At 62.5% G+C, this 26,590-nt stretch carries 26 protein-coding genes, 2 tRNA genes, 1 other RNA gene and 1 pseudogene; 22 read left to right on the top strand and 8 right to left on the bottom strand.

Annotation, left to right across the window (positions count from 1 at the left end; all coding sequences use genetic code 11):
- Positions 1 to 200: 200 nt before the first annotated feature.
- Positions 201 to 974, bottom strand: a complete 774-nt coding sequence (locus AC1KVG_RS10490) for a DUF3011 domain-containing protein (protein ID WP_481094350.1) — start codon at positions 972 to 974, stop codon at positions 201 to 203.
- A gap of 157 nt (positions 975 to 1,131) precedes the next feature.
- Here AC1KVG_RS10490 and aspS point away from each other — a divergent pair, with 157 nt between their 5' ends.
- The 17 genes from aspS to queE all read left to right on the top strand — a co-directional run bounded on the left by aspS (position 1,132) and on the right by queE (position 16,526).
- Positions 1,132 to 2,883 carry an aspartate--tRNA ligase gene (aspS, locus tag AC1KVG_RS10485; RefSeq protein WP_481094349.1) on the top strand — a complete coding sequence of 584 codons (1,752 nt, stop codon included), beginning with the start codon at positions 1,132 to 1,134 and terminating at the stop codon, positions 2,881 to 2,883.
- Between the two features lie 476 nt (positions 2,884 to 3,359).
- Entirely contained in the window at positions 3,360 to 3,887 is a 528-nt protein-coding gene (locus AC1KVG_RS10480) for a GNAT family N-acetyltransferase (RefSeq protein ID WP_016904140.1), read from the top strand.
- Positions 3,888 to 3,950: 63 nt separating this feature from the next.
- The gene (locus tag AC1KVG_RS10475; protein WP_481094348.1) at positions 3,951 to 4,628 is read left to right on the top strand and encodes an esterase/lipase family protein; all 678 of its coding nucleotides are present in this window, start codon (positions 3,951 to 3,953) and stop codon (positions 4,626 to 4,628) included.
- Positions 4,629 to 4,715: 87 nt separating this feature from the next.
- Complete coding sequence (locus AC1KVG_RS10470; RefSeq protein ID WP_006451885.1) at positions 4,716 to 5,444, top strand: YebC/PmpR family DNA-binding transcriptional regulator; 729 nt, start codon at positions 4,716 to 4,718, stop codon at positions 5,442 to 5,444.
- 112 nt (positions 5,445 to 5,556) lie between these two features.
- Positions 5,557 to 6,081, top strand: coding sequence for a crossover junction endodeoxyribonuclease RuvC (gene ruvC / locus AC1KVG_RS10465; protein WP_104551279.1), 525 nt, complete (start codon positions 5,557 to 5,559; stop codon positions 6,079 to 6,081).
- A gap of 157 nt (positions 6,082 to 6,238) precedes the next feature.
- Positions 6,239 to 6,823, top strand: a complete 585-nt coding sequence (gene ruvA, locus AC1KVG_RS10460; protein WP_006450983.1) for a Holliday junction branch migration protein RuvA — start codon at positions 6,239 to 6,241, stop codon at positions 6,821 to 6,823.
- 61 nt (positions 6,824 to 6,884) lie between these two features.
- Positions 6,885 to 6,958: non-coding RNA, sX9 sRNA (locus tag AC1KVG_RS10455), on the top strand.
- A gap of 59 nt (positions 6,959 to 7,017) precedes the next feature.
- A complete protein-coding gene (locus AC1KVG_RS10450) occupies positions 7,018 to 8,925 on the top strand; it encodes a potassium transporter Kup (protein ID WP_317062791.1) in 1,908 nt (635 codons plus the stop codon).
- A 129-nt stretch (positions 8,926 to 9,054) separates the two neighbouring features.
- Positions 9,055 to 10,092: a Holliday junction branch migration DNA helicase RuvB gene (gene ruvB, locus AC1KVG_RS10445; protein WP_006452374.1), complete on the top strand. Its 1,038-nt coding sequence runs from the start codon at positions 9,055 to 9,057 to the stop codon at positions 10,090 to 10,092.
- A complete protein-coding gene (ybgC, locus tag AC1KVG_RS10440) occupies positions 10,082 to 10,513 on the top strand; it encodes a tol-pal system-associated acyl-CoA thioesterase (protein WP_043910488.1) in 432 nt (143 codons plus the stop codon). The genes ruvB and ybgC overlap by 11 nt, the downstream gene beginning before the upstream one ends.
- A gap of 11 nt (positions 10,514 to 10,524) precedes the next feature.
- Positions 10,525 to 11,304 (top strand): protein TolQ, encoded by a 780-nt coding sequence (gene tolQ / locus AC1KVG_RS10435; protein ID WP_006452376.1) that lies wholly within the window; start codon positions 10,525 to 10,527, stop codon positions 11,302 to 11,304.
- A 139-nt stretch (positions 11,305 to 11,443) separates the two neighbouring features.
- Entirely contained in the window at positions 11,444 to 11,893 is a 450-nt protein-coding gene (tolR, locus tag AC1KVG_RS10430; protein WP_006452377.1) for a protein TolR, read from the top strand.
- Positions 11,883 to 12,923, top strand: coding sequence for a cell envelope integrity protein TolA (gene tolA / locus AC1KVG_RS10425; protein ID WP_115040959.1), 1,041 nt, complete (start codon positions 11,883 to 11,885; stop codon positions 12,921 to 12,923). Before tolR ends, tolA begins: the two co-directional genes overlap by 11 nt.
- Positions 12,924 to 13,080: 157 nt before the next feature.
- Complete coding sequence (tolB, locus tag AC1KVG_RS10420; RefSeq protein ID WP_023904815.1) at positions 13,081 to 14,400, top strand: Tol-Pal system beta propeller repeat protein TolB; 1,320 nt, start codon at positions 13,081 to 13,083, stop codon at positions 14,398 to 14,400.
- A gap of 56 nt (positions 14,401 to 14,456) precedes the next feature.
- A complete protein-coding gene (pal, locus tag AC1KVG_RS10415) occupies positions 14,457 to 14,975 on the top strand; it encodes a peptidoglycan-associated lipoprotein Pal (protein WP_006452380.1) in 519 nt (172 codons plus the stop codon).
- Positions 14,976 to 14,981: 6 nt separating this feature from the next.
- Positions 14,982 to 15,800, top strand: a complete 819-nt coding sequence (gene ybgF / locus AC1KVG_RS10410; protein ID WP_104592594.1) for a tol-pal system protein YbgF — start codon at positions 14,982 to 14,984, stop codon at positions 15,798 to 15,800.
- Between the two features lie 42 nt (positions 15,801 to 15,842).
- Positions 15,843 to 16,526 (top strand): 7-carboxy-7-deazaguanine synthase QueE, encoded by a 684-nt coding sequence (gene queE / locus AC1KVG_RS10405; RefSeq protein WP_115040751.1) that lies wholly within the window; start codon positions 15,843 to 15,845, stop codon positions 16,524 to 16,526.
- A gap of 47 nt (positions 16,527 to 16,573) precedes the next feature.
- Here queE and AC1KVG_RS10400 read toward each other — a convergent pair whose 3' ends face one another.
- The 3 genes from AC1KVG_RS10400 to AC1KVG_RS10390 form a co-directional block, all read right to left on the bottom strand.
- A complete protein-coding gene (locus AC1KVG_RS10400) occupies positions 16,574 to 17,440 on the bottom strand; it encodes an aldo/keto reductase family oxidoreductase (protein WP_481094347.1) in 867 nt (288 codons plus the stop codon).
- 341 nt (positions 17,441 to 17,781) lie between these two features.
- Positions 17,782 to 17,876: transfer RNA gene (locus AC1KVG_RS10395), tRNA-OTHER, on the bottom strand.
- Between the two features lie 63 nt (positions 17,877 to 17,939).
- The gene (locus AC1KVG_RS10390) at positions 17,940 to 18,602 is read right to left on the bottom strand and encodes a TetR/AcrR family transcriptional regulator (protein WP_481094346.1); all 663 of its coding nucleotides are present in this window, start codon (positions 18,600 to 18,602) and stop codon (positions 17,940 to 17,942) included.
- 124 nt (positions 18,603 to 18,726) lie between these two features.
- On the opposite strand from AC1KVG_RS10390, the gene AC1KVG_RS10385 reads away from it, so the two are divergent.
- The 3 genes from AC1KVG_RS10385 to AC1KVG_RS10375 all read left to right on the top strand — a co-directional run bounded on the left by AC1KVG_RS10385 (position 18,727) and on the right by AC1KVG_RS10375 (position 22,330).
- Positions 18,727 to 19,512 (top strand): SDR family NAD(P)-dependent oxidoreductase, encoded by a 786-nt coding sequence (locus AC1KVG_RS10385; protein ID WP_481094345.1) that lies wholly within the window; start codon positions 18,727 to 18,729, stop codon positions 19,510 to 19,512.
- 282 nt (positions 19,513 to 19,794) lie between these two features.
- Positions 19,795 to 20,181, top strand: a complete 387-nt coding sequence (locus AC1KVG_RS10380) for a YybH family protein (protein WP_481094391.1) — start codon at positions 19,795 to 19,797, stop codon at positions 20,179 to 20,181.
- 481 nt (positions 20,182 to 20,662) lie between these two features.
- Positions 20,663 to 22,330 (top strand): M61 family metallopeptidase, encoded by a 1,668-nt coding sequence (locus tag AC1KVG_RS10375; protein ID WP_481094344.1) that lies wholly within the window; start codon positions 20,663 to 20,665, stop codon positions 22,328 to 22,330.
- A gap of 88 nt (positions 22,331 to 22,418) precedes the next feature.
- Here the strand turns inward: AC1KVG_RS10375 and AC1KVG_RS10370 are convergent.
- The 3 genes and pseudogenes from AC1KVG_RS10370 to queC form a co-directional block, all read right to left on the bottom strand.
- Positions 22,419 to 22,671: pseudogene (locus tag AC1KVG_RS10370) on the bottom strand (DNA methyltransferase); the annotation flags it as partial.
- 411 nt (positions 22,672 to 23,082) lie between these two features.
- Positions 23,083 to 23,158: transfer RNA gene (locus AC1KVG_RS10365), tRNA-Lys, on the bottom strand.
- Positions 23,159 to 23,205: 47 nt separating this feature from the next.
- Positions 23,206 to 23,880 (bottom strand): 7-cyano-7-deazaguanine synthase QueC, encoded by a 675-nt coding sequence (queC, locus tag AC1KVG_RS10360; RefSeq protein ID WP_481094343.1) that lies wholly within the window; start codon positions 23,878 to 23,880, stop codon positions 23,206 to 23,208.
- Between the two features lie 299 nt (positions 23,881 to 24,179).
- Here queC and AC1KVG_RS10355 point away from each other — a divergent pair, with 299 nt between their 5' ends.
- The gene (locus tag AC1KVG_RS10355) at positions 24,180 to 25,187 is read left to right on the top strand and encodes a sensor histidine kinase (RefSeq protein WP_481094342.1); all 1,008 of its coding nucleotides are present in this window, start codon (positions 24,180 to 24,182) and stop codon (positions 25,185 to 25,187) included.
- Positions 25,184 to 25,543 (top strand): response regulator, encoded by a 360-nt coding sequence (locus tag AC1KVG_RS10350; protein WP_481094341.1) that lies wholly within the window; start codon positions 25,184 to 25,186, stop codon positions 25,541 to 25,543. The genes AC1KVG_RS10355 and AC1KVG_RS10350 overlap by 4 nt, the downstream gene beginning before the upstream one ends.
- Before the next feature lie 94 nt (positions 25,544 to 25,637).
- Here AC1KVG_RS10350 and AC1KVG_RS10345 read toward each other — a convergent pair whose 3' ends face one another.
- Positions 25,638 to 26,543: a LysR family transcriptional regulator ArgP gene (locus AC1KVG_RS10345; protein ID WP_481094340.1), complete on the bottom strand. Its 906-nt coding sequence runs from the start codon at positions 26,541 to 26,543 to the stop codon at positions 25,638 to 25,640.
- Positions 26,544 to 26,590 lie beyond the last annotated feature (47 nt).

The following is a 26,590-nucleotide window of genomic DNA, read 5'->3' as shown; positions in this document are numbered from 1 at the left end:
TCGATTGGCCGGGTAATCGGCATCGTTCGAGTTTCAGAGCCCGCGTCTCCGGCCGAAAACCTGATCAGACAGAGTCGCAGTAGCGCAAGCTTCCGCCGGGAACGCGTGTTATCCGCCAATGCGATCGATGACAGGTTGAATGCGCAGGCCGATCCCGCTCCAGGACTGGCCTACGCACGCACTGCTTGACGCGCAGTCCCTCAACGCGCCTCGAACCGCGCCCGGCAACCGTCATTCACCCAGACCGTCGCGCGGCGCTCGTCGTAGCCCCAGCTGCGGCCTTCTTCGCAGCGGGTGTCCGACAACTGGCGGGTCAGCACCGGACGGCCGTAGCGGCCATCCCAGGCGCAGGTGCGCAGGCGGCGGTCGTCGCTGGCGCAGCTGATGGCGTAATCGTTACGCGGGCGGTCGTCGCGGCCACCGTAGCCGCCATCGCCACGGTCCCAACCGCCACCGCGCGCTTGCGCAAACTCGCCCCGGCAGCCGTCGTCCACCCAGATCCGGCCACCGTCCTGGCGCCAGTTGCGGCCTTCCACGCAGGGCGTGTTGGAGAGCTGGCGCACCAGCATGGCGCGGCGCCAACCGGTATCGCAGATCTTCTGGCGCTGGTCGTTGCTCTCGCAGCGCACCGTGCCGGCCACCCCGCCAGCGCCGCCGTTGTTGCCGCCCCAGCCGCCGCCACTGCCGTTGCGGCCATCCACAAAGCGCGCGCGGCAGCCGTTGTCCACCCACACGCGGCCGCGGTCGCTGCCCCAGTTGCGGCCTTCGATGCAGCGCGTGCCGGAGATGTTTTCGACCAGCACCGCGCGGCCGCGGAACGGCGTATCGCACTCGCGGCGGCGGTTGTCGTTGCTGGAGCAGGTGATGCTGGGGCCGTTCCAGCCGCGGTCCTGCGCCGCGGCAGGGGCACTGGCGAGCAGGCCGGTCAGGGAGATCAGGCCGAAGCCGGAGAGCAGCAGGGCAGTGCGCAGCATCGTGTCGTCCTTGGTGCGGGAGGGGCGTTGCGCCTATTCAGCCGGGCGCTGACTTAAGCGACCATGAGCGCCTGCGCATTTGCTCCTGTCGCCCGCCGGCCCCAGAATATCCGGCTCTCCGGCGCTGTCCTGTGTCGGGTTTTCAGCGGAGCTTTCGATGCGTACCCACTTCTGCGGCCTGGTCGACGAGACCATGATCGGCCAAACCGTCACTCTCGCCGGCTGGACCGACGTGGCCCGCAACCTGGGCGGGGTGTGCTTCATCGACCTGCGCGACCACGAAGGCATCGTGCAGGTGACGGTGGAGCCCGAGAACGCGGACGTGTTCCCGGTGGCCGCCAGCCTCGGCTACGAAGACGTGCTGCAGGTCGAAGGCGTGGTGCGTGCGCGGCATGCGGTCAACGACAAGCTGCGCAGCGGCAAGGTCGAAGTGATCGCCACGCGTATCACCATCCTCAACAAGGCCGCGCCGCTGCCGTTCCACGCGCACGAAAATCCGGGCGAAGAAACCCGCCTGAAGTACCGCTATCTGGACCTGCGCCGTCCGGAAATGCAGCGCATGCAGCGCACCCGCATCAAGCTGGTGCAGGCGCTGCGCCGGCATCTGGATGCGCGCGATTTCCAGGACATCGAAACCCCGATCCTGACCAAGGCCACCCCGGAAGGCGCACGCGACTTCCTGGTGCCGGCGCGCATGCATCCGGGCGAGTTCTACGCGTTGCCGCAGAGCCCGCAGCTGTTCAAGCAGATCCTGATGGTGGCCGGCTTCGATCGGTACTACCAGATCGCGCGCTGCTTCCGCGACGAAGCGCTGCGCGCCGATCGCCAGCTGGAATTCACCCAGCTCGACATGGAGTTCGCCTTCGTGCGCGAGCGCGACGTGCAGGATTTTGTCGAAGACATGATCCGCGCCATCTTCAAGGAAGTGGTGGACGTCGATCTGGCTGTGCAGTTCCCGCGCATGACCTGGGCCGAGGCGATGCGTCGCTACGGCTCGGACAAGCCGGACCTGCGCATCGCGCTGGAATTGGTCGATGTGGCCGAGCTGGTCAAGTCCAGTGAATTCCCGGTATTCACCGCCGCCGCCAACGATGCCGACGGCCGCGTGGCCGCGCTGCGTATCCCCGGCGGTGCCGCGCTGTCGCGCAAGCAGATCGACGAGTACGCCGCGCACGCCGCCAAGTACGGCGCCAAGGGCCTGGCCTACATCAAGCTGTCGGAAACCGGCGAAGTCAGCTCGCCGATCGCCAAATTCTTCAGCGAAGAGGCGTTTGCTGCGCTGCTCGCGCACGTCGGTGCCGGCAACGGCGACATCGTGTTCTTCGGTGCCGGCGGCTACAACACCGTGTCCGATTTCATGGGTGCATTGCGTTTGAAGGCCGGTAAGGATTTCAAGCTGGTCGCCGACACCTGGGCGCCGCTGTGGGTCACCGACTTCCCGATGTTCGAGTGGGACGAGGAGGCGCAGCGCTACGTCGCCCTGCATCACCCCTTCACAGCGCCGGCCGTGGACGACATCGCCGACCTGCGCGCCAATGCCCGCACGGCCGTGTCGCGCGGTTACGACATGGTGCTCAACGGCAATGAAATCGGCGGCGGCTCGATCCGTATCCATCGCCCCGACATGCAGAGCGCGGTGTTCGAGCTGCTGGGCATCGGTGCAGAAGAAGCGCGCGCCAAGTTCGGCTTCCTGCTGGATGCGCTGAACTACGGCGCACCGCCGCACGGCGGCATTGCCTTCGGTATCGACCGTATCGCGGCATTGATGGCCGGCACCGAATCGATCCGCGACGTGATCCCGTTCCCCAAGACCACCGGCGCGCAGGATCTGATGACCGACGCCCCGTCGCCGATTCCGGCCGAGCAACTGGCCGAAGTGCACGTGCAGGTGCGGCCGAAGCAGGTCTGACCTGCGCTAGCAGGTGGCCATGCCGTGTGTGTGGTCATCTGTACAAGGCGCCCAGCGCAGCCAGTGCTGCGCGCTTCGGTGGAACCTTTAGTGCCAGGGCTGGGTGTTGCGCACGGGGCACCGCCGCCGATCACCGGCGGCAGTGCGTCCTGCAGGTCCGTCCCAAGCGCGCCTGAGCTCCGCAAGTAGATAGCCATCCCTTGCAGTGTTTATCTTTCCTGCGCGGTGCCATGCGGAGCCGGTCGTGCGCGCTTGGTTGAACCCGTCAGCGCCCATGCCGAATCCTGCACACGCGGAATCCACGCATCGCAGATGCTTTCCCGATTCCCGATTCCCGATTCCCGATTCCCGATTCCCGATTCCCCCAATCCCCAATCCCCAATCCCCAATCCCCAATCCCCAATCCCCAATCCCGCTTGCGGTAGCGCATCTGCATGCGAGAAGCTGCCAGATCAACCAGGCACGAGAGGCCCCGCATGACCCGCATCCGCCGCGCCACACCGGACGATGCCGAAGCGTTATCGCTGCTGGCCGCGCAAACCTTTACCGAAACCTTCGGGCATCTGTACCCGGAAGAAGACTTGCGCGGTTTTCTCGAGGAGACCTACGCGGTCGAGCGCGCACGCATCGTGCTGGCGCATCCGGACTACGCGATCTGGCTGCTGGAGATGGACAACCTGCTGGTCGGCCACGCCGCCGCCGGCCCGTGCGGGCTGCCGCACGAAGACGTGCGTCCCGGCGATGGAGAGCTCAAGCGGCTGTATCTGTTGAAGGACTACCAGAATAGTGGCTGGGGCAGCCGCCTGTTCGAAACCACGCTGGAATGGCTGGAACGCAACGGCCCACGCACGCTGTGGATCGGCGTGTGGTCGGAAAATTTCGGCGCGCAACGCTTCTACGCCCGCTACGGATTCGAAAAAGTCGGCGAGTACGATTTCCCGGTCGGCAAGATTGTCGATCGCGAGCACATCCTGCGCCGCAAGCCGATCGTCGCGGCCGACTGAGCGCATGCAGGCGCCGTCCGCAGCAGCCCGGCGATCGCGCGCCACGTCCTGGAAACCGCACTGATGCCCAGCAGCTCCTCGGCATTTCCAGCTGCATCCAGACGCACCGCGCGCACGGCACCGACCACCGCCACCGCCGACGTACTGCTGGTGCATGGCATCTGGAATACCGCGCACTGGCTGCTGCCGCTCGCGCGTCGATTGCGTGCAGAGGGCCTGGCGCCTGCGCTGTTCGGCTACGCCAGCGTGCTTGGCGGCCCCGCGCAGGCGGTACCGCAGCTGATCGAACGCCTGCAGACGACCGGCGCGCAACTGCTGGTCTGTCACAGCCTAGGCGGGCTGATGGCGTTGCAGGCTCTGCGCACGGCGCCCGAGCTGCCGGTGCGCCGTGTGGTCTGCCTGGGCTCGCCGTTGTGCGGCAGCGCCGCCGCGCGCGGCCTGTCCCAACGTGGCGGGCAGTGGGCGTTGGGGCGTAGCGCGGGCTTACTGCAGCAAGGGTTTGTGCAATGGGAGGGCGAGGCCGAGATCGGTCAGGTCGCCGGCAATGTCGCGCGCGGGGTCGGACGCTGGCTGGCGCCGCTGGACGGCGGCTCGGACGGCACCGTGGCACTGGCCGAAACCCACCTGCCCGGGTTGCGCGACCATTGCGTGGTGCCGGCCAGCCATAGCGGTCTGTTGCGCTCACCCGAGGCCGCGCAGCAGGCGCTGAGCTTCCTGCGCACCGGCCGATTTCGCCACTGAGTCCGCTACTGAACGCCGCCGCTCCGGTGCGGGCGAGCAATCAGGTAAAATCCGCGCCCTGTCATCCAAGCCAGTCTGGAACCACCCATGGGTAGAGGCCCCTCGATCGAAGGCCGCAAGAACGCCTCCGACGCCAAACGCGGCAAGATGTTCACCAAGATCATTCGCGAGATCAGCGTGGCTGCACGCGGCGGCGGCGGTGATCCGGCCAACAACCCGCGCCTGCGCGTGGCGGTGGACAAGGGCTTGTCGTCGAACATGTCCAAGGACGTGATCGAACGCGCCATCAAGAAAGCCACCGGCGAGCTGGAAGGCGTGGAGTACGAGGAAGTGCGCTACGAGGGCTATGCCCCCGGCGGCGTGGCGGTGATCGTGGACTGCCTCACCGACAACCGCGTGCGCGCGGTGGCCGACGTGCGCCATGCCTTCAGCAAGTGCGGCGGCAACATGGGCACCGACGGCTCGGTGGCCTTCATGTTCAAGCGCCTGGGCGTGCTCAGCTTTGCCGCCGGCACCGACGAAGATACCCTCACCGACGCGGCGATCGAAGCCGGCGCCGACGACGTGGTGGTGTACCCGGAAGACGGCGCCATCGACGTGCTGACCGCCCCGGACGCCTTTGCCCAGGTCAAGCAGGCGCTCGCCGCCGCCGGCCTGGAGCCGGTGCATGCGGAAATCACCTTCCGCGCCGAAAACGACATCGCCGTTGACGGCGACACCGCCCTGCAGGTCCGCAAGCTGCTCGACATGCTCGAAGACCTGGACGACGTGCAGGACGTGTATTCGAACGTCGATCAAGCGGCGCTCGGCGCCTGATGATGGCCGGGATGGCGGGATTCGTGATTCGGGATACGCAACAGCAACGCGATCGCCGCACTGCAGGTGCGTCACCAATCCCCAATCCCCAATCTCCACTCCCGGCCCCTCGATGACCCGCATCCTGGGCATCGACCCCGGCTCGCAGCGCACCGGGGTCGGCATCATCGACATCGATGAGAGCGGTCGCAGCCGGCATGTCTATCACGCGCCGCTGGTACTGCTGGGCGAGGGCGACTTTGCGCAGCGGCTCAAGCGCCTGCTGCACGGGCTGGGCGAGGTGATCGACACCTACCAGCCGCAGGAAGTGGCGATCGAGAAGGTCTTCATGGGCAAAAGTGCCGACTCGGCGCTCAAGCTCGGCCACGCGCGCGGCGCGGCGATCTGCGCGGTGGTGCTACGCGACCTGCCGGTACACGAGTACGCTGCCACCGAGATCAAGCTGGCGCTGGTCGGCAAGGGCGGGGCGGACAAGGTGCAGGTCCAGCACATGGTCGGCATCATGCTCAACCTGAAAGGCAAGCTGCAGCCCGACGCCGCCGACGCACTGGCAGTTGCCATCACCCACGCCCACGTGCGCGCCACCGCGCAGCGCCTGGGCGTCAATACCCAACAGGCCTGGAGCCGGAAAAGATGAGAGCAGGGATTTGGGAGTCGGGATTGGGGAGTCGCAAACGCGAGTCCACACGTGCTGTGCCGATGCGGCGGTGCGCGGCCGTCGTTAACGGCAGCGAGGGATCCAGCCAATCCCCAATCCCGAATACCCATTCCCGGCACCGCCAAGGCGGTGCCCAATGATCGGCCGCCTGCGCGGGATCCTGGCCTACAAGCAGCCGCCGTGGCTGGTGATCGATGTGGGTGGGGTGGGGTACGAATTGGAGGCGCCGATGAGCACCTTCTACGACCTGCCCGATGTCGGCCGCGACGTGATTCTGTTCACCCACTACGCGCAGAAGGAAGACAGCGTGTCGCTGTACGGCTTCCTGCGCGAAGGCGAGCGGCGGCTGTTCCGCGACGTGCAGAAGGTCACCGGCATCGGCGCCAAGATCGCGCTGGCGGTGTTGTCCGGGGTCACCGTGGACGAGTTCGCCCGCCTGATCACCAGCGGCGACATCACCGCGCTGACCCGCATCCCCGGCATCGGCAAGAAGACCGCCGAGCGCATGGTGGTGGAGCTGCGCGACCGCGCCGCCGACTTCAGTAGTGGCGCGCCGATCACCGGCCAGCTCGGCCCGGATGCAGTGTCCGAAGCCACCGTGGCGCTGCAACAACTGGGTTACAAGCCGGCCGAGGCCGCACGCATGGCACGCGAGGCCGGGGCTGAAGGCGACGAAGTCGCCACGGTCATCCGCAAGGCCCTCCAGGCCGCACTGCGTTAAGGGCGACTAGCAAAACGACTGCGCGGTCGCCAGGCGGGCGCGGCCGGTGCTCGGAATCGGCATGTACCACTCGTACACTGCGGCTCCTGCGCGCCGCCCGCACCCAGCTGACCCCCGCTCGCTACGTTTTTAGTTACTCAACGCCGCGCCGTCTTCCTCTCCTTCACGCCACTTGGCGATACCCTGCCCACTTCATGTCACAGACCCCCACTTCCGCAGCTGGCCACGGCCATGCGCCTGCCAATAGCCATATGGCCTTGGTCATCGGCGCCATCGGCGTCGTCTTCGGCGATATCGGCACCAGTCCGCTGTACACCCTCAAGGAGGCGTTCTCGCCGCATTACGGGCTGACCAGCGATCACGACACCGTGCTGGGCGTGCTGTCGCTGGCGTTCTGGGCGCTGATGATCACGGTGACGCTCAAGTACGTCACCATCATCATGCGCGCCGACAACGAGGGCGAGGGCGGCATCATGGCGCTGATGGCGCTGACCCAGCGCACCATGCGCAACGGGTCGCGCTCGGCGTATGTAGTCGGCATCCTGGGCATCTTCGGCGCCTCGCTGTTCTTCGGCGATGGCGTGATTACCCCGGCCATCTCGGTGATGGGCGCAGTGGAAGGTCTGGAAATCGCCGCGCCCAGCCTGCATCCCTTCATCGTGCCGATCACCGTGGTGGTGCTGCTGGTGGTGTTCATGGTGCAGCGCTTCGGTACCGAAAAGGTCGGCAAGGTGTTCGGCCCAATCACCTGCCTGTGGTTCCTGTCGCTGGGGGCGATCGGCATCTGGAACATCGTCGATGCGCCGGAAGTGATGAAGGCCTTCAACCCGTGGTGGGCGATCCGCTTCTTCATGCAGCACGGCTGGCACGGTGTCTTCATTCTCGGTGCGGTGGTGCTGGCAGTGACCGGCGGCGAGGCCTTGTACGCGGACATGGGCCATTTCGGCGCCAAGCCGATCCGCCACGGCTGGTATTTCTTCGTGCTGCCGATGCTGCTGCTCAATTACCTGGGGCAGGGCGCGCTGGTGCTCAACCACCCGTCCGCGCTGAAGAACCCGTTCTTCGAAGCGGTACCGAGCTGGGCGCTGTATCCGATGATCATCCTGGCCACGCTGGCGGCGGTGATCGCCTCGCAGGCGGTGATCACCGGTGCGTATTCGGTGGCGCGCCAGGCGATGCAGCTGGGTTACATCCCGCGCATGCTGATCAAGCACACCTCGCGCACCACCATCGGCCAGATCTATGTGCCCGGCATCAACTGGCTGCTCATGGTGATGGTGATCGCGCTGGTGCTGATCTTCCGCAGCTCCACCAATCTGGCCGTGGCCTACGGCATCTCGGTGTCGATGACGATGCTGATCGACACCTTGCTGCTGGCGCTGGTGGCGCGCTCGCTGTGGCCGCGCTGGCGCAACTGGGTGCTGCCGCTGTGCGTGGTGTTCTTCATCATCGAACTGGCGTTTGTCATCGCCAACGGCGCCAAGCTGCTGCAGGGCGCCTGGTTCCCGCTGGCGCTGGGCATCGTGGTGTTCACCCTGATGCGCACCTGGCGCCGCGGCCGCGCGCTGCTGCGCGAGGAAATCCGCAAGGACGGCATCCGCATCGACAGCTTTTTGCCGGGCCTGATGCTGGCGCCGCCGGCGCGCGTGCCGGGCATGGCGGTGTTCCTCACCGCCGACCCGATGGTCGTGCCGCATGCGCTGATGCACAACCTCAAGCACAACAAGGTGCTGCACGAGCGCAACATCTTCCTCAACGTCGATACCTTGCCGATTCCGTATGCGCCGGCGGACAAGCGCCTGCAGATCGAATCGATCGGCGACGAGTTCTATCGCGTCTACGTGCGCTTCGGCTTCATGGAAACCCCCGACGTGCCGCTGGCATTGATGCGTTCCTGCGACCAGGGCGGCATCCATTTCGACCCGATGGACACCACCTTTTTCGCCAGCCGCGAGACCATCGTGGCCAGCGCCAACCGCGGCATGCCGATCTGGCGTGACAAGTTGTTCGCGCTGATGCATCGCAACGCCGCCCCGGCGACAGGGTTCTTCCGCATCCCCGGCAACCGCCTGGTGGAGCTGGGCGCGCAGGTGGAGATCTGAGCCGCCTGCGGTGGCCGGGATTCGGGACTGGAGAGTCTGGACTAGCAAGAGCGTAGCGCCGGAGGCGCCTCGCAGCCCATACTAGTGGGCTGCAAATCCCGAATAACGAATCCCCAATCCCGGCTCTCAATGGACCGCATCATCGCCAGCAGTGCCACCCGGGAAGACGATGCCGCCGATGCGAGCATCCGCCCCAAGCGACTTGCCGATTATCTCGGCCAGCAGCCGGTGCGCGAGCAGATGGATATCTACATCCAGGCGGCCAAGGCGCGCGGCGAAGCGATGGATCATGTGTTGATCTTCGGTCCGCCGGGCTTGGGCAAGACCACGCTCAGTCACGTCATCGCCAACGAGCTCGGGGTGAGCCTGCGTTCGACCTCCGGCCCGGTGATCGAAAAAGCCGGTGATCTGGCCGCGCTGCTGACCAACCTGCAGCCGCACGATGTGCTGTTCATCGACGAGATCCACCGGCTCTCGCCAGTGGTGGAAGAAGTGCTGTATCCGGCGATGGAAGATTTCCAGATCGACATCATGATCGGTGACGGCCCGGCCGCGCGCTCGATCAAGATCGACCTGCCGCCGTTCACCCTGATCGGTGCCACCACCCGTGCTGGCCTGCTGACCGCGCCATTGCGCGACCGCTTCGGCATCGTGCAGCGGCTGGAGTTCTATTCGCCGGAAGAGCTGACCCGCATCGTGATCCGCTCGGCCGCGATCCTGGGCATCGACTGCACGCCCGATGGCGCCGCCGAGATCGCACGCCGCGCGCGCGGCACCCCGCGCATCGCCAATCGCCTGCTGCGGCGGGTGCGCGACTTCGCCCAGGTCAAGGCGTCCGGTCATATCGATCTGCCGGTGGCGCAGGCGGCGATGCAGATGCTCAAGGTCGACCCGGAAGGTTTTGACGAGCTCGACCGCCGCATGCTGCGGGTGATCGTTGATCACTTCGACGGCGGCCCAGTGGGGGTCGAATCGCTGGCCGCCTCGCTGTCGGAAGAACGCGGCACCCTGGAAGACGTGATCGAGCCCTACCTGATCCAGCAGGGCTTTCTGATCCGCACCGCGCGCGGGCGCATGGCCACCAATAAGGCCTATCGCCACCTCGGCCTCAAGCCCAAGGCTGCGCCGGCGCCGGACCTGTTCGTGGAGGACGAGGATGTCGGTTGATCCCCGATTCAGTTGGCCGACACGCGTGTATTGGGAAGATACCGACGCCGGTGGGGTGGTCTACCACGCGCGCTACGTCGCTTTCATGGAACGGGCGCGCACGGAATGGATGCGCGCACTCGGTTATGAACAGGAACGCCTGCGCCAGCAGCACGATCTGGTGTTCGCGGTCCGCTCGATGCAACTGGATTTCCTCAAGCCGGCCCGGCTCGACGACGCGCTGTCGGTGTCGGCGGTCCTGCTCAGATGTAAACGTGCCAGCCTGCTGTTCGCGCAGTCGGTGCGTCGCGAGGGCGAGGTGCTGCTGACCGCGCAGGTGCGCATTGCCGCACTCAGTGCCAGCGACTTCCGCCCGCGCGGCATGGACGATGCGCTATACGACGTGTTGAAAGCTTTAGAAACCACAGAATCAGAAGACTGAGGAACAAACGGATGTCGATTGCATTGCTCCTGGCCCTGCAGGACACGGTAGTGGAAGCACTACCGCAGGACGTTGCCGCCGCTGCGGCACAGACCGCCAGCGTGGCGCACAACAGCGGCATCAACTATGTCGAGTTGATCCTGCGGGCGAGCATCCCGGTCAAGATCATCGTGCTGTTGCTGCTGATCGGCTCGTTCATCAGCTGGGTGATCATTTTCCGCAAGGCGCGCGCCTTCAAGCAGGCCAACCGCGAGGCGGACGAGTTCGAAAACCGCTTCTGGTCCGGCGCCGATCTGGCCAAGCTGTACGCCTCGGCCACCGATCGCAACCGCACCGTCGGCGGCCTGGAGTCGATGTTCGAAAGCGGCTTCCGCGAATTTTCGCGCCTGCGCGATCGCCGCCGTCTGGATGGGCGGGTGCAGCTGGAAGGCGCCCAGCGCGCCATGCGCACCGCCTTCACCCGCGAAGTCGACCAGCTCGAGCGCAATCTCGAATTGCTGGCCAACATCGGCTCCACCGCGCCGTATGTCGGGCTGGTCGGTACCGTGTTCGGCATCATGGTGACCATGCACGACATGGTCAGCAGCGGTGAGCAGGCCGGTATCGCTGCAGTCGCACCGGGTATCTCCGAAGCCTTGTTCGCCACTGCCATCGGCCTGTTCGTGGCGATTCCGGCGGTGTGGGCCTACAACCGCTTCACCACCCGCGTGGAACGGCTGTCGGTGCGTTACGAAACCTTCGCCGACGAGTTCAGCTCGATCCTGCAGCGTCAGGCCGGCGCCGACGAGTGATGCCGCTCCCTCGCAACAGCCGGCTTGCATGCGAGTGCCTCGCAGACGCCCGCACCTTCGTGTGCGGGGACAGGATGGGCGAGTCCCTCGGAGCAGTCCGCACACTCATGTGCGAGGGATTAATTAGGAACGTGTCGCGATGATTTCCAGTATTTCCCGCCGTAAGAAGCGCAAGCTCAAATCCGACATCAACGTCGTGCCGTACATCGACGTGATGCTGGTGCTGTTGATCATCTTCATGGTGACCGCGCCGCTGTTGACCCTGAGCACCGACGTCAATCTGCCGAGCTCGCGCGCCAAGGCGTTGGAGAGCAAGCAGGATCCGATCGTGGTGGTGGTGGCCGCCGACGGCCAGCTCGCACTGCAGTTGCCCAAGGGCAAGCCGCAGGCAATGGACGTGGCCGCACTGCAGGCGCAGCTGGCCGCCATCGTGGCCCAGGACAAAGAGGCCCGCGTGGTGGTGGCTGGCGATCGCGCCGCGCCCTATCAAAAGATCATGGATGCCATCGACGTGCTCAAGCAGGCCAAGGTCGAAAAGGTGGGCCTGATTTCCGACTCCGGCGGTGCTGCAGGCAGCGATGCACGCTGACGCACTCCCCACGCAGAGCGCGCGCGAGGATGGCTGGTTGCGACCAGTCGTGCTGGCCTTGGTCGTGCACGTCCTGGTCGCGCTGGTGTTCATCGCCGGCTGGCTGTGGTCACCCGAGCGTTCGGTCGAGCCGGCCGCTGGCGATCCCAGCATGGAAGCCTCGCTGGACGTGTCCGCAGCCGAAGCGCGCGTTGCGCGGCAGGCGTTGAAGGCGACCCCGGTGGAGACGCCACCGCCACCGCCCGCACCGGTGCCCGAGCCCGCGCCGGAAGAAAGCGTGCCGCCACCGCAGCCGATCCCCGAGCCGCGCCCGCAGGATGCGCCCACGCCGCAACAGGCGCAGGCCCAGGAGCGCGTGGCCCAGCCGGACAAGGTTGATCAGGAGCGTGTCGATGCGCTCGCGCTATCGGCGGAAAAGGCCAAGCAGGAGCAGGAAGCCAAGCGCCGTCAGGAGCAGATCGACCTCACCGAGCGCAAACGCCAGGAAGAGGCCGAGCAGAAGCTGCGCCTGGCCAAGCAGCAGGAAGAGGCCGACGCCAAGAAGAAGCAGGCTGCCGCACAGCAGGCCGAAGACGCCGAACGCCAAAAGAAGATCGCCGATATCCGCCGGCAGCGCGAACAGGCCACCAAGGAAGCCGCACTGGCCGAGCAGAAGCTGCGCCAGGTGGCCGCTGCACGTGCGCAACAGGCGTCTTCGGCCGCCGCTGCCACTGCCCAACCGACTGCAGGGCAGGGCGGCACCAACACCGACCTGTCGGCCAAGTACGCTGCGGCCATCCAGCAGAAGGTGTTGGGGCAGTGGGTGCGCCCGCCGTCGGTGCCGCCGGGTCAGAAATGCACCATCAACATCCGCCAGTTGCCGGGCGGCCAGGTGATGGAAGCCAAGGTTGCGCCGGGCTGCCCGTACGACGAGGCGGGTCAGCGCTCGATCGAGGCCGCCGTATTGAGCGCGCAGCCGCTGCCGTATCGCGGCTACGAATCGGTGTTCCAGCGCAATCTGACCTTTGTGTTCACTGCGCAGGATCAGTAACGGCCGGTCTGGACGACCGGTCGGTTGGCAATACAGAGGTGTCGTGCTGTCTACGGCCACTCGCTCCACTTTCACGCTGTCTCGTTCACGATTGCGAGTATGTTCACTCGTTGATTGGTATCTCTTGCACACTTTTCCTGCCCGATCCGAGCCGTCCATGAAAAAACCGCTGCGTTGGTTAGCTGCCCTGACCGCCTTGTTGCTTCCGCTGAGTGCCCTCGCGCAGCAGCAGGGGCTCACTATCGATATCGTCGGCGGTAGCGCTTCGGCTACGCCGATCGCTGTCATTCCGATGGCTTACCAAGGCTCCGGCACCGCGCCGCAGACCGATGTGGCGGCTGTGGTCGGCGCCGATCTGGACCGCTCCGGTCAGTTCCGGACCTTGCCGGCCGCGCAGATCGTCGAAAAGCCGACCCGCGGGACCGAGGTGCAGTTCCAGACCTGGCGCACGCTCAAGCAGAACTACATCGTGGTCGGCCGCGTGATGGATGCCGGCGAAGGCGCTTACCGCGTCGAGTACGAACTGTTCGACGTGGCCAAGGGCGAGCGCCTGCTTGGTCTGGCGATGACCGCACGCGCCAATGCGATGCGCGATGTCTCGCATCAGATGGCCGATGCGATCTACGAAAAAATCACCGGCGTGCGCGGCGCGTTCTGGACCCGCATTGCCTATGTCACTGCCAGCGGTAGCGGCGGTTCGATGCGTTTTGCGCTGATGGTGGCCGATTCCGATGGCTACAACCCGCAAACCATCGTGCGTTCGGCCGAGCCGTTGCTCTCGCCGAACTGGAGCCCAGACGGCAAGAAGCTGGCCTATGTGAGCTTCGAGCGCGGCAATTCCTCGATCTATCTGCAGGACATCTCCACTGGCGCGCGTGAACTGGTCTCCAGCTTCCGTGGCATCAATGGTGCGCCCTCGTTCTCGCCCGATGGCCGTCGCCTTGCGCTGGCGCTGTCGCGCAGCGGCAACCCGGAGATCTATGTAATGGATCTGGGCAGCAAGCAGCTGACCCAGCTGACCAACCACTTCGGTATCGATACCGAGCCGACCTGGGCGCCGGATGGCGGCAGCATCTACTTCACCTCCGATCGCGGCGGTCGCCCGCAGATTTATCAGGTGGCTGCAAGCGGCGGCAGCGCCAACCGCGTGACTTTCCAGGGCAATTACAACGCCACTGCCAGCGTCTCGTTCGACGGCAAGAAGGTCGCCGTGGCGCAGGGCAGCGGCAATACCTACCGTATCGCCATGATGGATCGCAGCCTGGGTTCGCCCAGCTGGAGCACGATTTCGCCGGGTTCGCTGGACGAGTCGCCGAGCTTCGCGCCCAACGCCAGCATGATTCTGTACGCCGCTCGCGAGGGTGGCCGGGGCGTGCTGTATGCCGTCTCTTCCGACGCTCGGGTGCGCCAGCGTCTGGTCCTGGCCGATGGTGATGTAAGAGAACCTGCATGGGGGCCTTACCGAACCGCGCATTAATGTTAATATTTCGCTGCGTTAAACCCCATTGGCCCAGGAGCCACCATAGGTATCCCATGAACAAGTCCACCCGCGTCTTGCTTGTCTCCCTGCTGTCTGTTGCCGTGCTGGCTGGTTGTTCGAAAAAGGTGAAGGAAACTCCGCCTGCTCCGACCGACACCACCACCGGTTCCTCCGTTCCCACCGGCCCGGCAACCTCAGGCCTGTACGGCCCGGGCGACCTGGATACCGATGCCTGCCTGCGCCAGCGCGTTGTCTACTTCGATCTGGATCAGGACTCTCTGAAGCCGGAATTCCAGGCCATCATGGCTTGCCACGCCAAGTACCTGCGTGACCGTCCTTCCTCGCGCATCACCCTGCAGGGTAATGCCGACGAGCGCGGCTCGCGTGAGTACAACATGGGCCTGGGCGAGCGTCGCGGCAATGCCGTGTCCTCGTCGCTGCAGGCTGCTGGCGGTTCCGCCAGCCAGCTGACCGTCGTCAGCTACGGTGAAGAGCGTCCGGTCTGCACCGAAACCAGCGAAAGCTGCTGGTCGCAGAACCGTCGCGTCGAAATCGTGTACACGGCTCAGTAATAAGCGATGCGCTTTCGAGTGACATCTCTGTTCGTCGCGGCGGCCCTTGTGGTCGCCGCGCCGGCTTACGCGCAGCGAGCTAGTCTCGCTGATCGTGTTGCCGTTCTCGAGCAGCAGCAGGCCAACAGTCAGGCCAACAACGATCTTCTCAATCAGCTACAGCAGGCGCGTTCTGACCTGCAGGGATTGCGAGCGACGGTGGAACAGCTGCAGCACGACAACGAACAACTCAAACAACAGTCCAAGGACCAGTATCTGGATCTGGACGGGCGTCTGAATCGGTTGGAAGGTGCAGGTGGTGCAACGCCGCCATTGCCACCGGCTACCGGCAGCGTCACCCCAGCCCCGGCTCCGGCCGCGCGGCCTGCAGCGGCGGCAACTTCCGAGAAGCCGCCCAGTGTGCATGGCGACTCCGGCACGCTGACCGCCAGTAACGAAGAACGCACGGCTTACAACGTGGCGTTCGATGCGTTGAAGAATGGCAAGTACGACGATGCGTCGCAACTGTTCCTGAGCTTTCTGGAGCTCTATCCGAACGGCGTCTACACCCCCAATGCGTTGTATTGGCTGGGCGAAAGCTATTACGCCACCCGAAATTTTCAGCTGGCCGAGGCGCAGTTTCGCGATCTCGTCGGCCGCTATCCCACGCATGACAAGGCCGCTGGCGGCTTGTTGAAGCTCGGCCTGTCGCAGTATGGCGAAGGCAAAAACGACGAAGCCCAGCAGACCTTGCAGCAAGTCGTCTCGCAGTATCCCGGCTCCGATGCGGCGCGCGTCGCCCAGGAACGCCTGCAGTCCATCCGTCTCGGCCAGCAACTGCGCTGAGCCCGCGCGTCGGTGCCTTTGGGCGCGGCGCATACTTTGCCTATGAACGCCGCCGCCGTCCCCAGCGAGATCGTCCAATCGCCATTGCCGCGATTGAAGATCACCGAAATCTTTTTGTCGTTGCAAGGTGAGGCCGAGGCTGCCGGTTGGCCGACCGTATTCGTGCGCCTGACCGGCTGCCCGCTGCGCTGCCACTACTGCGACACCGCTTACGCCTTCCATGGCGGTGAGTGGCACGATATCGATGCGATCGTTGCCGAGGTGGCCAGCCATGGCGTGCGCCACGTCTGCGTGACCGGCGGCGAGCCATTGGCGCAGAAGCGCTGCCTGGTGCTGCTGCAGAAACTGTGCGACGCCGGCTTTGATGTCTCGCTGGAGACCTCTGGCGCACTGGACGTTTCTGCAGTGGATCCACGCGTCTCGCGCGTGGTCGATATCAAGACACCCGCATCCGGCGAGGAGCAGCGCAATCGCTGGGACAACCTGCCGCTGCTGACCGCGCGCGACCAGATCAAGTTCGTGATCTGCAGCCGCGCCGATTACGAATGGTCGCGCGAGATTGTTGCCGCGCATGCGTTGGACCGTCGCTGCACGGTGTGGTTTTCGCCCAGCAAAAGCGAAGTGACGCCTCGGCAGCTGGCAGACTGGATCGTTGCCGATCGTCTGCCAGTGCGGTTCCAGATGCAGTTGCACAAGTTGCTGTGGAACGACGAGCCAGGGCGCTGACGCCCGATTGCCAGGCGCTGCTTGCCAAGACGCAATCGTCTGAGTTTCTACGCTGCGATCTTGTTCAATGCGTCCACGGCATCGGCCGGAAGTTTCAGCTCCGCTGCAACTAGATTCGCGCGCAGATGCGCCACCGACGACGTCCCCGGGATCAGCAGGATGTTGGGTGAGCGCTGCAGCAGCCATGCCAGTGCCACCTGCATCGGGGTTGCGGCCAGGCGCTCGGCAACAGCGGCAAGCGTGGACGATTGCAACGGCGAGAAACCGCCAAGCGGGAAGAACGGCACGTAGGCGATGCCGTCGCGCGCGAGCGCGTCGATAATTTCATCGTCATGTCGATGCGCGATGTTGTACATGTTCTGCACACAGACGATGTTGGTGATGGCGCGTGCCTCGGCCACCTGCGTTGCAGTGACGTTGCTGATGCCGATGTGCCGCACCAGGCCATCGCGCTGCAGGTTGACCAAGGTCTCCAACTGCTCGGCAATGGAGCCTTCTGCCGGCTCCTGGGCCTTGAACATCACGCGCAGGTTGACCACATCCAGCGCGTCCAGGCCCAGATTGCGCAAGTTGTCGTGCACGGCCTTGACCAGCTCCTGCGATGAGTAAGCCGGCAGCCACGCTCCATCCGTGCCACGCGCTCCGCCGATTTTGGTGACGATGGTCAGGTCGTGCGGATAGGGATGCAGCGCTTCGCGGATCAGTTGATTGGTGATGTGCGGCCCGTAGAAATCGCTGGTGTCGATATGGTTGACGCCCAGCGCAATGGCTTCGCGCAGCACCGCCAACGCCGCATCGCGATCCTTGGGCGGGCCGAACACACCAGGCCCGGCAAGCTGCATTGCGCCGTAGCCGACGCGGGTGACCTGGCGGTCACCAAGGAGAAACGTTCCGGCTTTGTCGATGTTGGTCATGGCATTGCACTCGCGTGTCGTTGAGCCCACAACGATAGGAAACGTGGTGCGGCTTGTGAATTCGCGTTTGATGTGGCCCTGGCTGATCGCTGCCGAGGCCTGCACTGCATGGGCGCACGGGCGTCGGCTGAGATATTCGTATGGCCAAACGTGTCGGTGTTTCAGGTTTTGACGGCCTGAAGGACATTGTCTGCGGCTTGAATGGCGACAAACCTTGAGTTCGCCTGTTGATCCTCGCGCGGATGCGCGATGCATGCGGCCGGCGCTAAACGCGGAACCGGTTTGGTTTTCCGGAGGCACAAAAAAAGCGCCCTAGGCGCTCTTCAAGTGACTGATTTGATTGGTGGGCCGTGATGGATCCGAACCATCGACCAAAAGATTGAAAGCAAGCCAGATTATGACTTTAAATCAATAATTTATGCCAATTATTTTTCCCGGCACCAGCGCGGCAAACCACCACGCCGCAGAAGGTTCGTGTCTCTTTGGCTTACCGTCGCAATCAGTCGCGGGCACCGCGCATCAAGATCAGCACCGCGCGCTCGACATCATGCTGAAAGTCGTAGCGCAGCCCCTCCAATTCCGGAAGCGCAATCACTTGTGCCGCGACATCGACGGGATTGCTGAGCGGCCACAACCCGATGATCAGTGGCAGCGCGTATTTGATCACCTGCTCGAACGCATCTACCGACATCTCTGGCAAGCGCGCATGGAAGGCCTGCGCAGCCTGATGGCGCAACGCCAACAAGTTGAGCTTGAATTCGACCATGCGCTCGAACGACAACTTGCGCTCCAAAATGGACGGCATGATGCTTGTCAGCCGGCACAGCAACGGACGAGCGCACAACGTTTGCGCAAAGACCGCTGCAATGTCCTCGACAGTTGCCTCGGCCTTGCCGTCCAGTGCCAGCGCTACTCCAAGTTCGGCCTGCCAGCCGGCGTATTCCTCTACGAGCACGTCTATCAGTACAGCTTCGCTGCTTTCGAAGTAGCGATAGACGTTGGATTTTGTCATCTGCGCCTGGCGCGCCAGCTCATTGATTCCCAGATCAAGCGCGCCCGGGCTGTCATCCAGCATCGCGCGAGCAGTGGCTAGAAGGTGGCGGCGGCGCTCCTCTTTTTGCTCAACCGAGCGTGCGCGGACATATGGCGTGAACAAATTCATACGGAAACCTGCACCTCACTTGATAAAAGACCGGCGGTCTTCTAAATTGAAGACCATCGGTCTCCAATCTTGCCTGAAAGCCAGGATCCAGGCCACGTCGTCCACCACGCACAGAGCTATCACCATGCCAAGCAACAACACAGACTGGGTCCTGATCACTGGCGCTTCCAGCGGTTTCGGCGAAGAATTCGCTAGGCAATACGCAGCTAAGGGCCACCCGCTGATTCTCGTCGCGCGTCGGCTAGACCGCCTGCAGGCTCTGGCTACTACGCTGCGCCACGAGCACGGAGTGGAAATCATCACCGAACAAGTTGACCTGTCAGAAGTAACCGCCATAGCGGCCTTGCATTCCAGCCTCCGTGAACGGGGCATTGAGGTGGAAATCCTCATCAACAACGCCGGCCACGGGCTACAAGGCACCTTCCTGGACACTTCGTTGCAAAGCACCCTGGATATGGTGCAGCTGGATATCGCCAGCCTCACCGTCATGACCCGACTGTTCGGCGCCGACATGCGCCAGCGCGGTCACGGCAGGATCCTGCTGGTTGCCAGTCTGCTGGCGCTGTGGGGTGTGGAGGACATGGCTGTTTATGGTGCATCCAAGGCATACGTCCTGCGTTTGGGGGACGCGCTACACCGCGAATTCAAGCGCGACGGCGTCACCGTCACCTCGCTGTGCCCGGGTATGTCCAACACAGGATTCGCTCAGGCTGCGCAGCAAAAGATCACCCTCGGATTGAAGCTGGCGATGATGCAGCCAGCTCCGGTAGTCCGTGCGGGCATCCGTGCACTCCACAAGGGTCGTATCAGCATTGTCCCCGGGTTGGGCAATAAGATCAGCGCGGCCATGATCTGGGCCACCCCGCGCTGGCTGCACCAACCCTTATTTGCGCGCGTCATGAATGATTGAGGGCTCAACTCTCCGGTCGGGGCGTAGGTGCTGAACGCAGCACGGATTGTCGACAACTGAAATCTAGTAATTTTGCTAACATTTAGCCCGTCTCGACCTTTGAGGCTTTGCTTCGCGAGAGTTCGCGTCATGTTGGCCCTATTTCCTCCTCATACCTACGCCCGCTTGCTAGGACCGGCCTGTCTCGATCCGATCCCGCTCTGCCTGCCGTCAGCGCGTTCCGGATCCAGCTGGGCTTCCCTTCACCCGCCGAGGACTTCCAAGAGGACGAGCTCAATCTGAATTGGGTGCCGATGCGTAACCCGCCTGCCATTTTTCTATATAGGGCAGAGTGCGCTCCGCGACCAGAACATTGGCCTGGTGCTCTCTTTATACGGCGAGGACGGCGAGCTGAGCGCACCCGCTTCACCACCGGCTGCGGGCAAGTCCGCTTTGCGCACGGCGTACGAGCATCTGTTCAAGGCGGTTCGGTTTGAAATGAAACACAAGGCCACTGCCGTGACAATCATGGCGCCGACATGGGCGTTTGTCCGTACTAGTTCGACTGGCACCGCCATCACTGTCGCAACTGGTGAATCTAAGGCTGCGGCTTTTGAGGAGTTGTTTATTCTTCGGAAGGAAGACGACGGCAAATGGCGTATAGCGAGATACATGACTACGCCCATCTAAAAAATAACCCGGAGAAGGGCTTTTGACGGTCGAACGACGCGTGGCGACCTAGTCACGCGTCTTTTTAATTTTGGATTGCATTAGCCATGCGTGATTGATGTGATCGCAACAAGTTATCAAGCCTTGCTGAACAATGAGGCCATCTCGTAAGCGGAAAACGCGCAGCAGACGTCGACTGAAACCGCTGAAATAGTGTCATAGTTGATACGCTCGATTGCTGAGCGCAGGCCTCCACGCGTTGGGCCTTGCAATAGTCTTGCACTACCGACACTCTTTTTTTGCGGCCTTTTTACCAAGGACAACACGTCCGTCGACTTGCTTGAAATACATTTTGGTAGTTCTAAAAAAGTATCATCTGCAAGTAATGCAAGCAGAAACCAAGCCAGATAAGCTGTACCTCCCAACTCATCTAAGATTAGGATGCAAGATGCGACGCTCGCGACAAATTTTATTTCTATTTTTAATCGCCAATGCGTCGCTGATGAGCACCATTTCTCTGGCCAGCCCTTCCACAGAGGGAAAAGTAGCGAAAACTGCATCCTTAGACCTCGTGCTTTCCCCAATCATCTCTAAGGATGGCGGGCACGATATAAACGTCAATTACACATTGTCGGGCAATGGCAATGACTCGCCACTAGTTTTAGAGTGGGATCTCCTCGCGCCGACACCTGGACGTTCCACTGACAAGGTCGAAAACTTAGTAGTGCGTGATTCGCAGGGGCCATTGATGATGAGTTCATCGCCCGGCAATAATGGCTTAAATATTATTTATACGAGCGATAGACGTAATGTCGGCGCAGTATCCGTAAGTTATACCGTCTCTCCAGCGGATCCATCTGCACCCAATGGGCGCGGAGCCCATCGCGAGCTGATTGTTGCGGGCGGTGGCTTCACAACAAGCGGTGATGGCATTCTACTGCTCCCGCAGATACAGGGTGACATTGACTTGCGTCTCCGCTGGAAGCTACCTCATGGCTTCGAGGCAATCAGCAGTTTTGGTCAAGGGGATGTCACCACAACACGTCAGTCCTGGGAAATACGAAATGCTTTTTATCTCGCTGGAAAATTGAGGAAATTTCAACCATCTTCCGGGAAGCGTGAATTCAGTGCTTATGGATTGGGCGATAACGACATAAACCTTGACGAGTTCTTTTCTTGGTCAGCAAAAGAGTATGAAGCCACACGACTAGCCTTTTCTGGCGCCGAAAAAGATTCATTCCGAGCATTTTATAGAAGCTTTGATGGCGGCCCGCTCGACAGCGGAAGAGCAGACTCCAATGGAGTATTGCTTTATATTGCGCCAACTCATGATGAAGAATTAAAAAAAGAAAATCTCAAGCAACTGATTGCTCACGAGCTTGTTCATGTCTTTCAGCCAAGCCTTGATGACGACGAGGACAGCCTCTGGTTCACGGAAGGAGCTGCTGAATATTTAGCAATTTTGATTCCGTATGAAGCGGGACTCATTTCGCCAGAGGATTATCTGCGTGAGATAAATTCCAAGGTGACCCAATACTACGGAACTTCAAGGCGCAACATTCCGAACTCATCTATTCCTAAAGAAATGTGGGCGTCCCCAGACGCCTGGACCGTCCCATACACACGTGGCGCCCTGTACTTCGCCGACCTCGATGCTCGCGTGCGCGGCAGGAACCAGGGAAAGGATACGATCTTCACGCTACTGAAAGAATTTCAGGAAGAATCAAATCAGAACAGGCCACATGGTCTTGCCCAATGGCGAGGACTCGTCGAGCGCCACGCCGGTAAAGAGGGTGTTGAGGCTTTAGATGCAATGCTAGCCGGAAACACCATCTTCCCAGTCGCGGGCGCATTCGGGCCGTGCTTAGAGGCCGCCAAAACAAAAATCGGCATATTTGACTTGCAATATACAAAAGAGCCTGGAGGAAACCGGATCGCTTCAGTTTCTCCCGGCTCAAATGCCGAGCGCGCCGGACTGCGAGTAGGAGATCATTTGGCGGGCAACACCTTATTAAAGCCGTTGTTCTCCGATGTTGACCGATTACTCCCTTTGCCAATCAAGAGGAATGGGAATCGCATGACCATTTCGTATATTCCACGGTCGGGATCTACTGAGGCACTTACTTGGCAGACGATTCCAGGTAAATCGTGCGCTAGACGAGTTGAATAAATGCATCCGTGGCAGTAGCCGTTAGCTAGGCGACTACTGCCATTTGAGTAGATGGCTTTCTACCGGACCTCTTCCATGCGGTTGCGGGTTACTCAGCGTAGAGTTCTGTCATCTCAATGCCGACCGCCTCGACGCCCTCTAATTGCGCGGAAACCAAACGTTGTGCCAGAACCAGCGAACGGATCGAGCACGCGCCCATCTGCCTCGCAGATCCGCACTAGCTGACGCATCAATTCGTTGGGCTTGCCGGTCAGATGATGCTTGTCAGCCTTGCGCACCGATTCACGGATGACACCCGGCAACACGGGCGCGCGGCGATCCAGCGGCATGTTGCCCTTGCTGCGATGACGTTTTGTTGGGCGACGATGCGCAGAGCGTCGTGCGTGGCCGGCTGCATGTTTGCATGCATATTGATCCCGCAGTCGAAGTCTTCATTTGGCTGAGGAGCCAAGCGCGCGCCAACGGAGCCGCACGATGAACACGGTGCACGCAATTGCCTACCCAAAAGACGCGGACCATGTGATCAGCGAGGAAGAATTGGCAGCATGCGCCGCGCCGCATGACATGCAAGATGACGCAACGTGATTGGCATGATATCCCGGCTGTGAAGCCGCCACGCCAGACCAGGCAGGCCGTGAATCCCATCCGACGTGTGTGGCCGTGGGACATCGTCCCGGCCGCTCATTTTTCCGCCAAGTTTTCCGGAGGCACAAAAAAAGCGCCTTAGGCGCTCTTCAAGTGATTGATTTGATTGGTGGGCCGTGATGGATTCGAACCATCGACCAAAAGATTAAAAGTCTTCTGCTCTACCGACTGAGCTAACGGCCCACTGTCCCGGCAGTGCGCCGGGGTGCGCATTCTACCCTACACCGGCGTCAAGACGAAATGGCGTAGTGGGTGGGGTCCGGGATGCCGGCGTCGGTGAAGCCGGCGGCGCGCAGGCGGCAGGCGTCGCAGTGGCCGCAGGCGCGTCCGTCGGTGTCGGCGCGGTAGCACGACACGGTGAGGCCGAAGTCCACGCCCAGGCGTACGCCTTTGCGGACGATATCGGCCTTGCTGAGGAACTGCAGCGGTGCGTGCACACGCAGGCCGGCGCCTTCCACGCCTGCCTTGGTGGCCAGGTTGGCCAGCACTTCGAAGGCGCGGACGAACTCGGGCCGGCAATCGGGATAGCCCGAATAGTCCACCGCGTTGACGCCGCAGAACAGGTCGTTGGCGCCGATCACCTCGGCCCAGCCCAGCGCGAGCGACAGCATGATGGTGTTGCGCGCAGGCACATAGGTAACCGGAATGCCGTCGCCGCCGGCATCGGGAACGTCGATGTCGGCGGTGAGCGCCGAGCCGCCGATGCTGCGCAGGTCCACGTCGACCACCTTGTGGGCGATGACCCCTTGCGCGGTGGCCACACGTGCGGCCGCGTCCAGTTCGGAGGTGTGGCGCTGGCCGTAGCGCACGCTTAGGGCGTGCACGGCAAAGCCCTGTTCCTGCGCGAGCGCGACGACGGCGGCGGAATCCATGCCACCGGACAGGAGAACTACGGCTTTTTTCATGACGGAATCAGGCTGTAACAACGGAAGCGGAGAGGCTAGCAGGGTCGGCGTTGCACGGCGACTGCGCGCTATTGCCGCACGGTCCTGCCAAGGAGTTCTGGCATCCGGCCGAGGCCTAGGGTTTGAATGTCTTGAGCGCTTGTTTATTGACGCGATGCCGCTGCGAGAGATAGTGCATGGCTCCCTGCACGCCGCATCGTTACACCGCTCAGCCAATCAACGTTGCAGTGGCGGCCGCATGATTTTTTGTTCACGGTTACCGGTTTATTGTGCGGATCGAATCCGGAGTCCATGACGTGATGGCCGACCAGCAGGAAGACGCCGCGAAATCGCGTATCTACAAGGCGCTGCTACAAGCGACTCCGGACCTTCTGTACGTGTTCGATATCCAGCATCGTTTTATCTACGCCAACGAGGCATTGTTGACGATGTGGGGGATGCGCTGGGAAGAGGCGCACCTCAAGACCTGCCTTGAAATTGGCTACGAGCCGTGGCACGCGGCGATGCACGATACCGAAATCGAGCAAGTGAAGGCGACCGGCCAGCCGCTGCGAGGCGAGGTGCCGTTTCCGCATACCACCAAGGGCCTGCGTGTGTACGAGTACATCTTTACACCGGTCTTTGGGCCTGATGGGGAGGTGGAGGCGATCGCCGGCGCCACGCGTGACATCACCGAGCACAAACAGCATGAGCAGCACCTGCAGTTGCTGATCAACGAGCTCAATCATCGCGTCAACAATTCGCTGATCATGGTGCAGTCGCTGGCTCGCCAGTCGTTCAATAACGCGACCAGCCTTGCGGATGCGCAAGAAAAGATCGATGCGCGTCTGCTGGCGCTCTCCAGAGCCCATGACACGCTTACCCGCGAGAACTGGGTCAGTGCCGATATCCTCGAGCTGACCCGCGATGCTGCCGCACTGTATGAAACCCACGATGGCGTGCGCTTCGCGCTGCAGGGCCAATCATGCCGGCTCGATCCTCGGCGGGCGTTGGCACTATCGATGGCGCTGCACGAGCTGTGTACCAACGCGCTCAAGCATGGCGCCCTGTCTGTTCCGGAAGGCAGCGTGCTGATCGCGTGGGAACGCAGAATGCAGGATGCAGACGCGCAGCTCGAACTGGTCTGGCAGGAACGCGGCGGGCCGGCTGTCCGCCCACCAACGCGCAAAGGCTTCGGCTCCCGATTGCTGGAACGTGGTTTGAAGCACGACCTCAAGGGCGATGTCGAACTCGTTTTCGACCCTGCGGGCGTTTCGTTCCGTGTCTGCATGCCGCTGCCGGCCGAGCTGGTCGAGGCGCACACGTGACCGGGCGCGTCTTGTTGGTCGAAGACGAATCCGTGGTTGCCATGCTGCTGGAAGACTGCTTGATCGAACTGGGATACGAGATCGCGGCAACGGTGGGAGACGTGGATGCCGGGCTTGAGGAAGTGAAGAAGGGGAATCTTGATCTGGCGTTGCTGGACGTCAATCTAGGCGGCATCTATTCCTTTCCGATCGCCGAGGAACTGGATGCCCGCGGAGTGCCGTATATTTTTGTGACTGGCTATTCTGTTGGGGGCATCCCCGAGAAATTCCAGCATCGGCACGGTTTGCAGAAGCCCTTCCACTTGCGTGATCTGCAGGCCGCATTGGCGCTGCTGCAGCAGACAAGCGCAGGCTAGTCCGCACTTTTTAAAAATTGTCGAGGCCAGCCGAAGCGAGTGAATAACGCTTTGCCGGATCGAGGCATCGTGCGGGTGCACGCGACGGCAAAAGCTACTGCCTGCCGCCAAGCAAACTGGCAGCTGCCGCCTTACTCAGCGCCTGACTGAGATGGTGCAAGGCACTTGAGCGCACTGCCGCGCATTGCCAGTACAGCGGCACATCGAGCCAGCGCGTGGGATCGATGATGACCACCTGCTTGTCCCGGACTGCCGGAACGACCATCGAGTCCGGGGCCAGACACCATCCAAGTCCACGCGCGGCAGCTTCGATGAAGCCGGTCGAGGTGGGGAGATAGTGCACCGGTGGCGCCACCTGCGCGCGCGTGATGCGGCGGACGAAGCGAGCCTGTAGCGTGTCTTTTCGGTTGAAGACCAGCATCGGCGCGCGCGTCAGCGCCGTAGCGTTGAAACCCTGCTCGAAATACCTTGCAACGAAGGCGGCCGATGCGATGGCGTGGTAACGCATCACACCCAATGCGTCGACATTGCAGCCTTGCAGCGGCTTGCGCTCCGAGGTGACGGCGCCAAGCACGGTGCCGGCACGCAACAATTCCAGGGTGTGGTCCTGGTCGTCCACATGGACGTCGAAGAGGAACCCATGCGTTTGATGCAAGGACGCCAGTGCAGCCAGGAACCAGGTCTGCAGTGAATCGTCGTTGACGGCGATGGCAATGGTGCGTGGATGTCCAGCTGCGCCGTCGCCGGGCAGGAAGTCGGCCATTGCCTCGGCTTCGAGTACCTGCATCGGTCGTACCCGACGTAACAGGCGTTCACCCGCCGGGGTAGGGCGGCAGGGTGCTTTTCGTATCACCAGCACTTGGCCAAGCCGGTCTTCGAGTGCCTTGATGCGCTGCGAGATGGCCGAGGGAGTGACCGACAGCCGATACGCAGCAGCATCGAAGCTGCCTTCTTCCAGCACGGCCGCGAACGCCGCCAGCTGTGGATGCAGCAGATCCATGGCATCTCTTCACTGGATTAGAAGTTCTAACTAGCCTACAGAATATT

The sequence above is a fragment of the Xanthomonas sp. NCPPB 3959 genome (assembly GCF_056675575.1).
The sequence above is the reverse complement of the archived record's forward strand: the minus strand, read 5'-3'. Positions and strand labels throughout refer to the sequence as shown.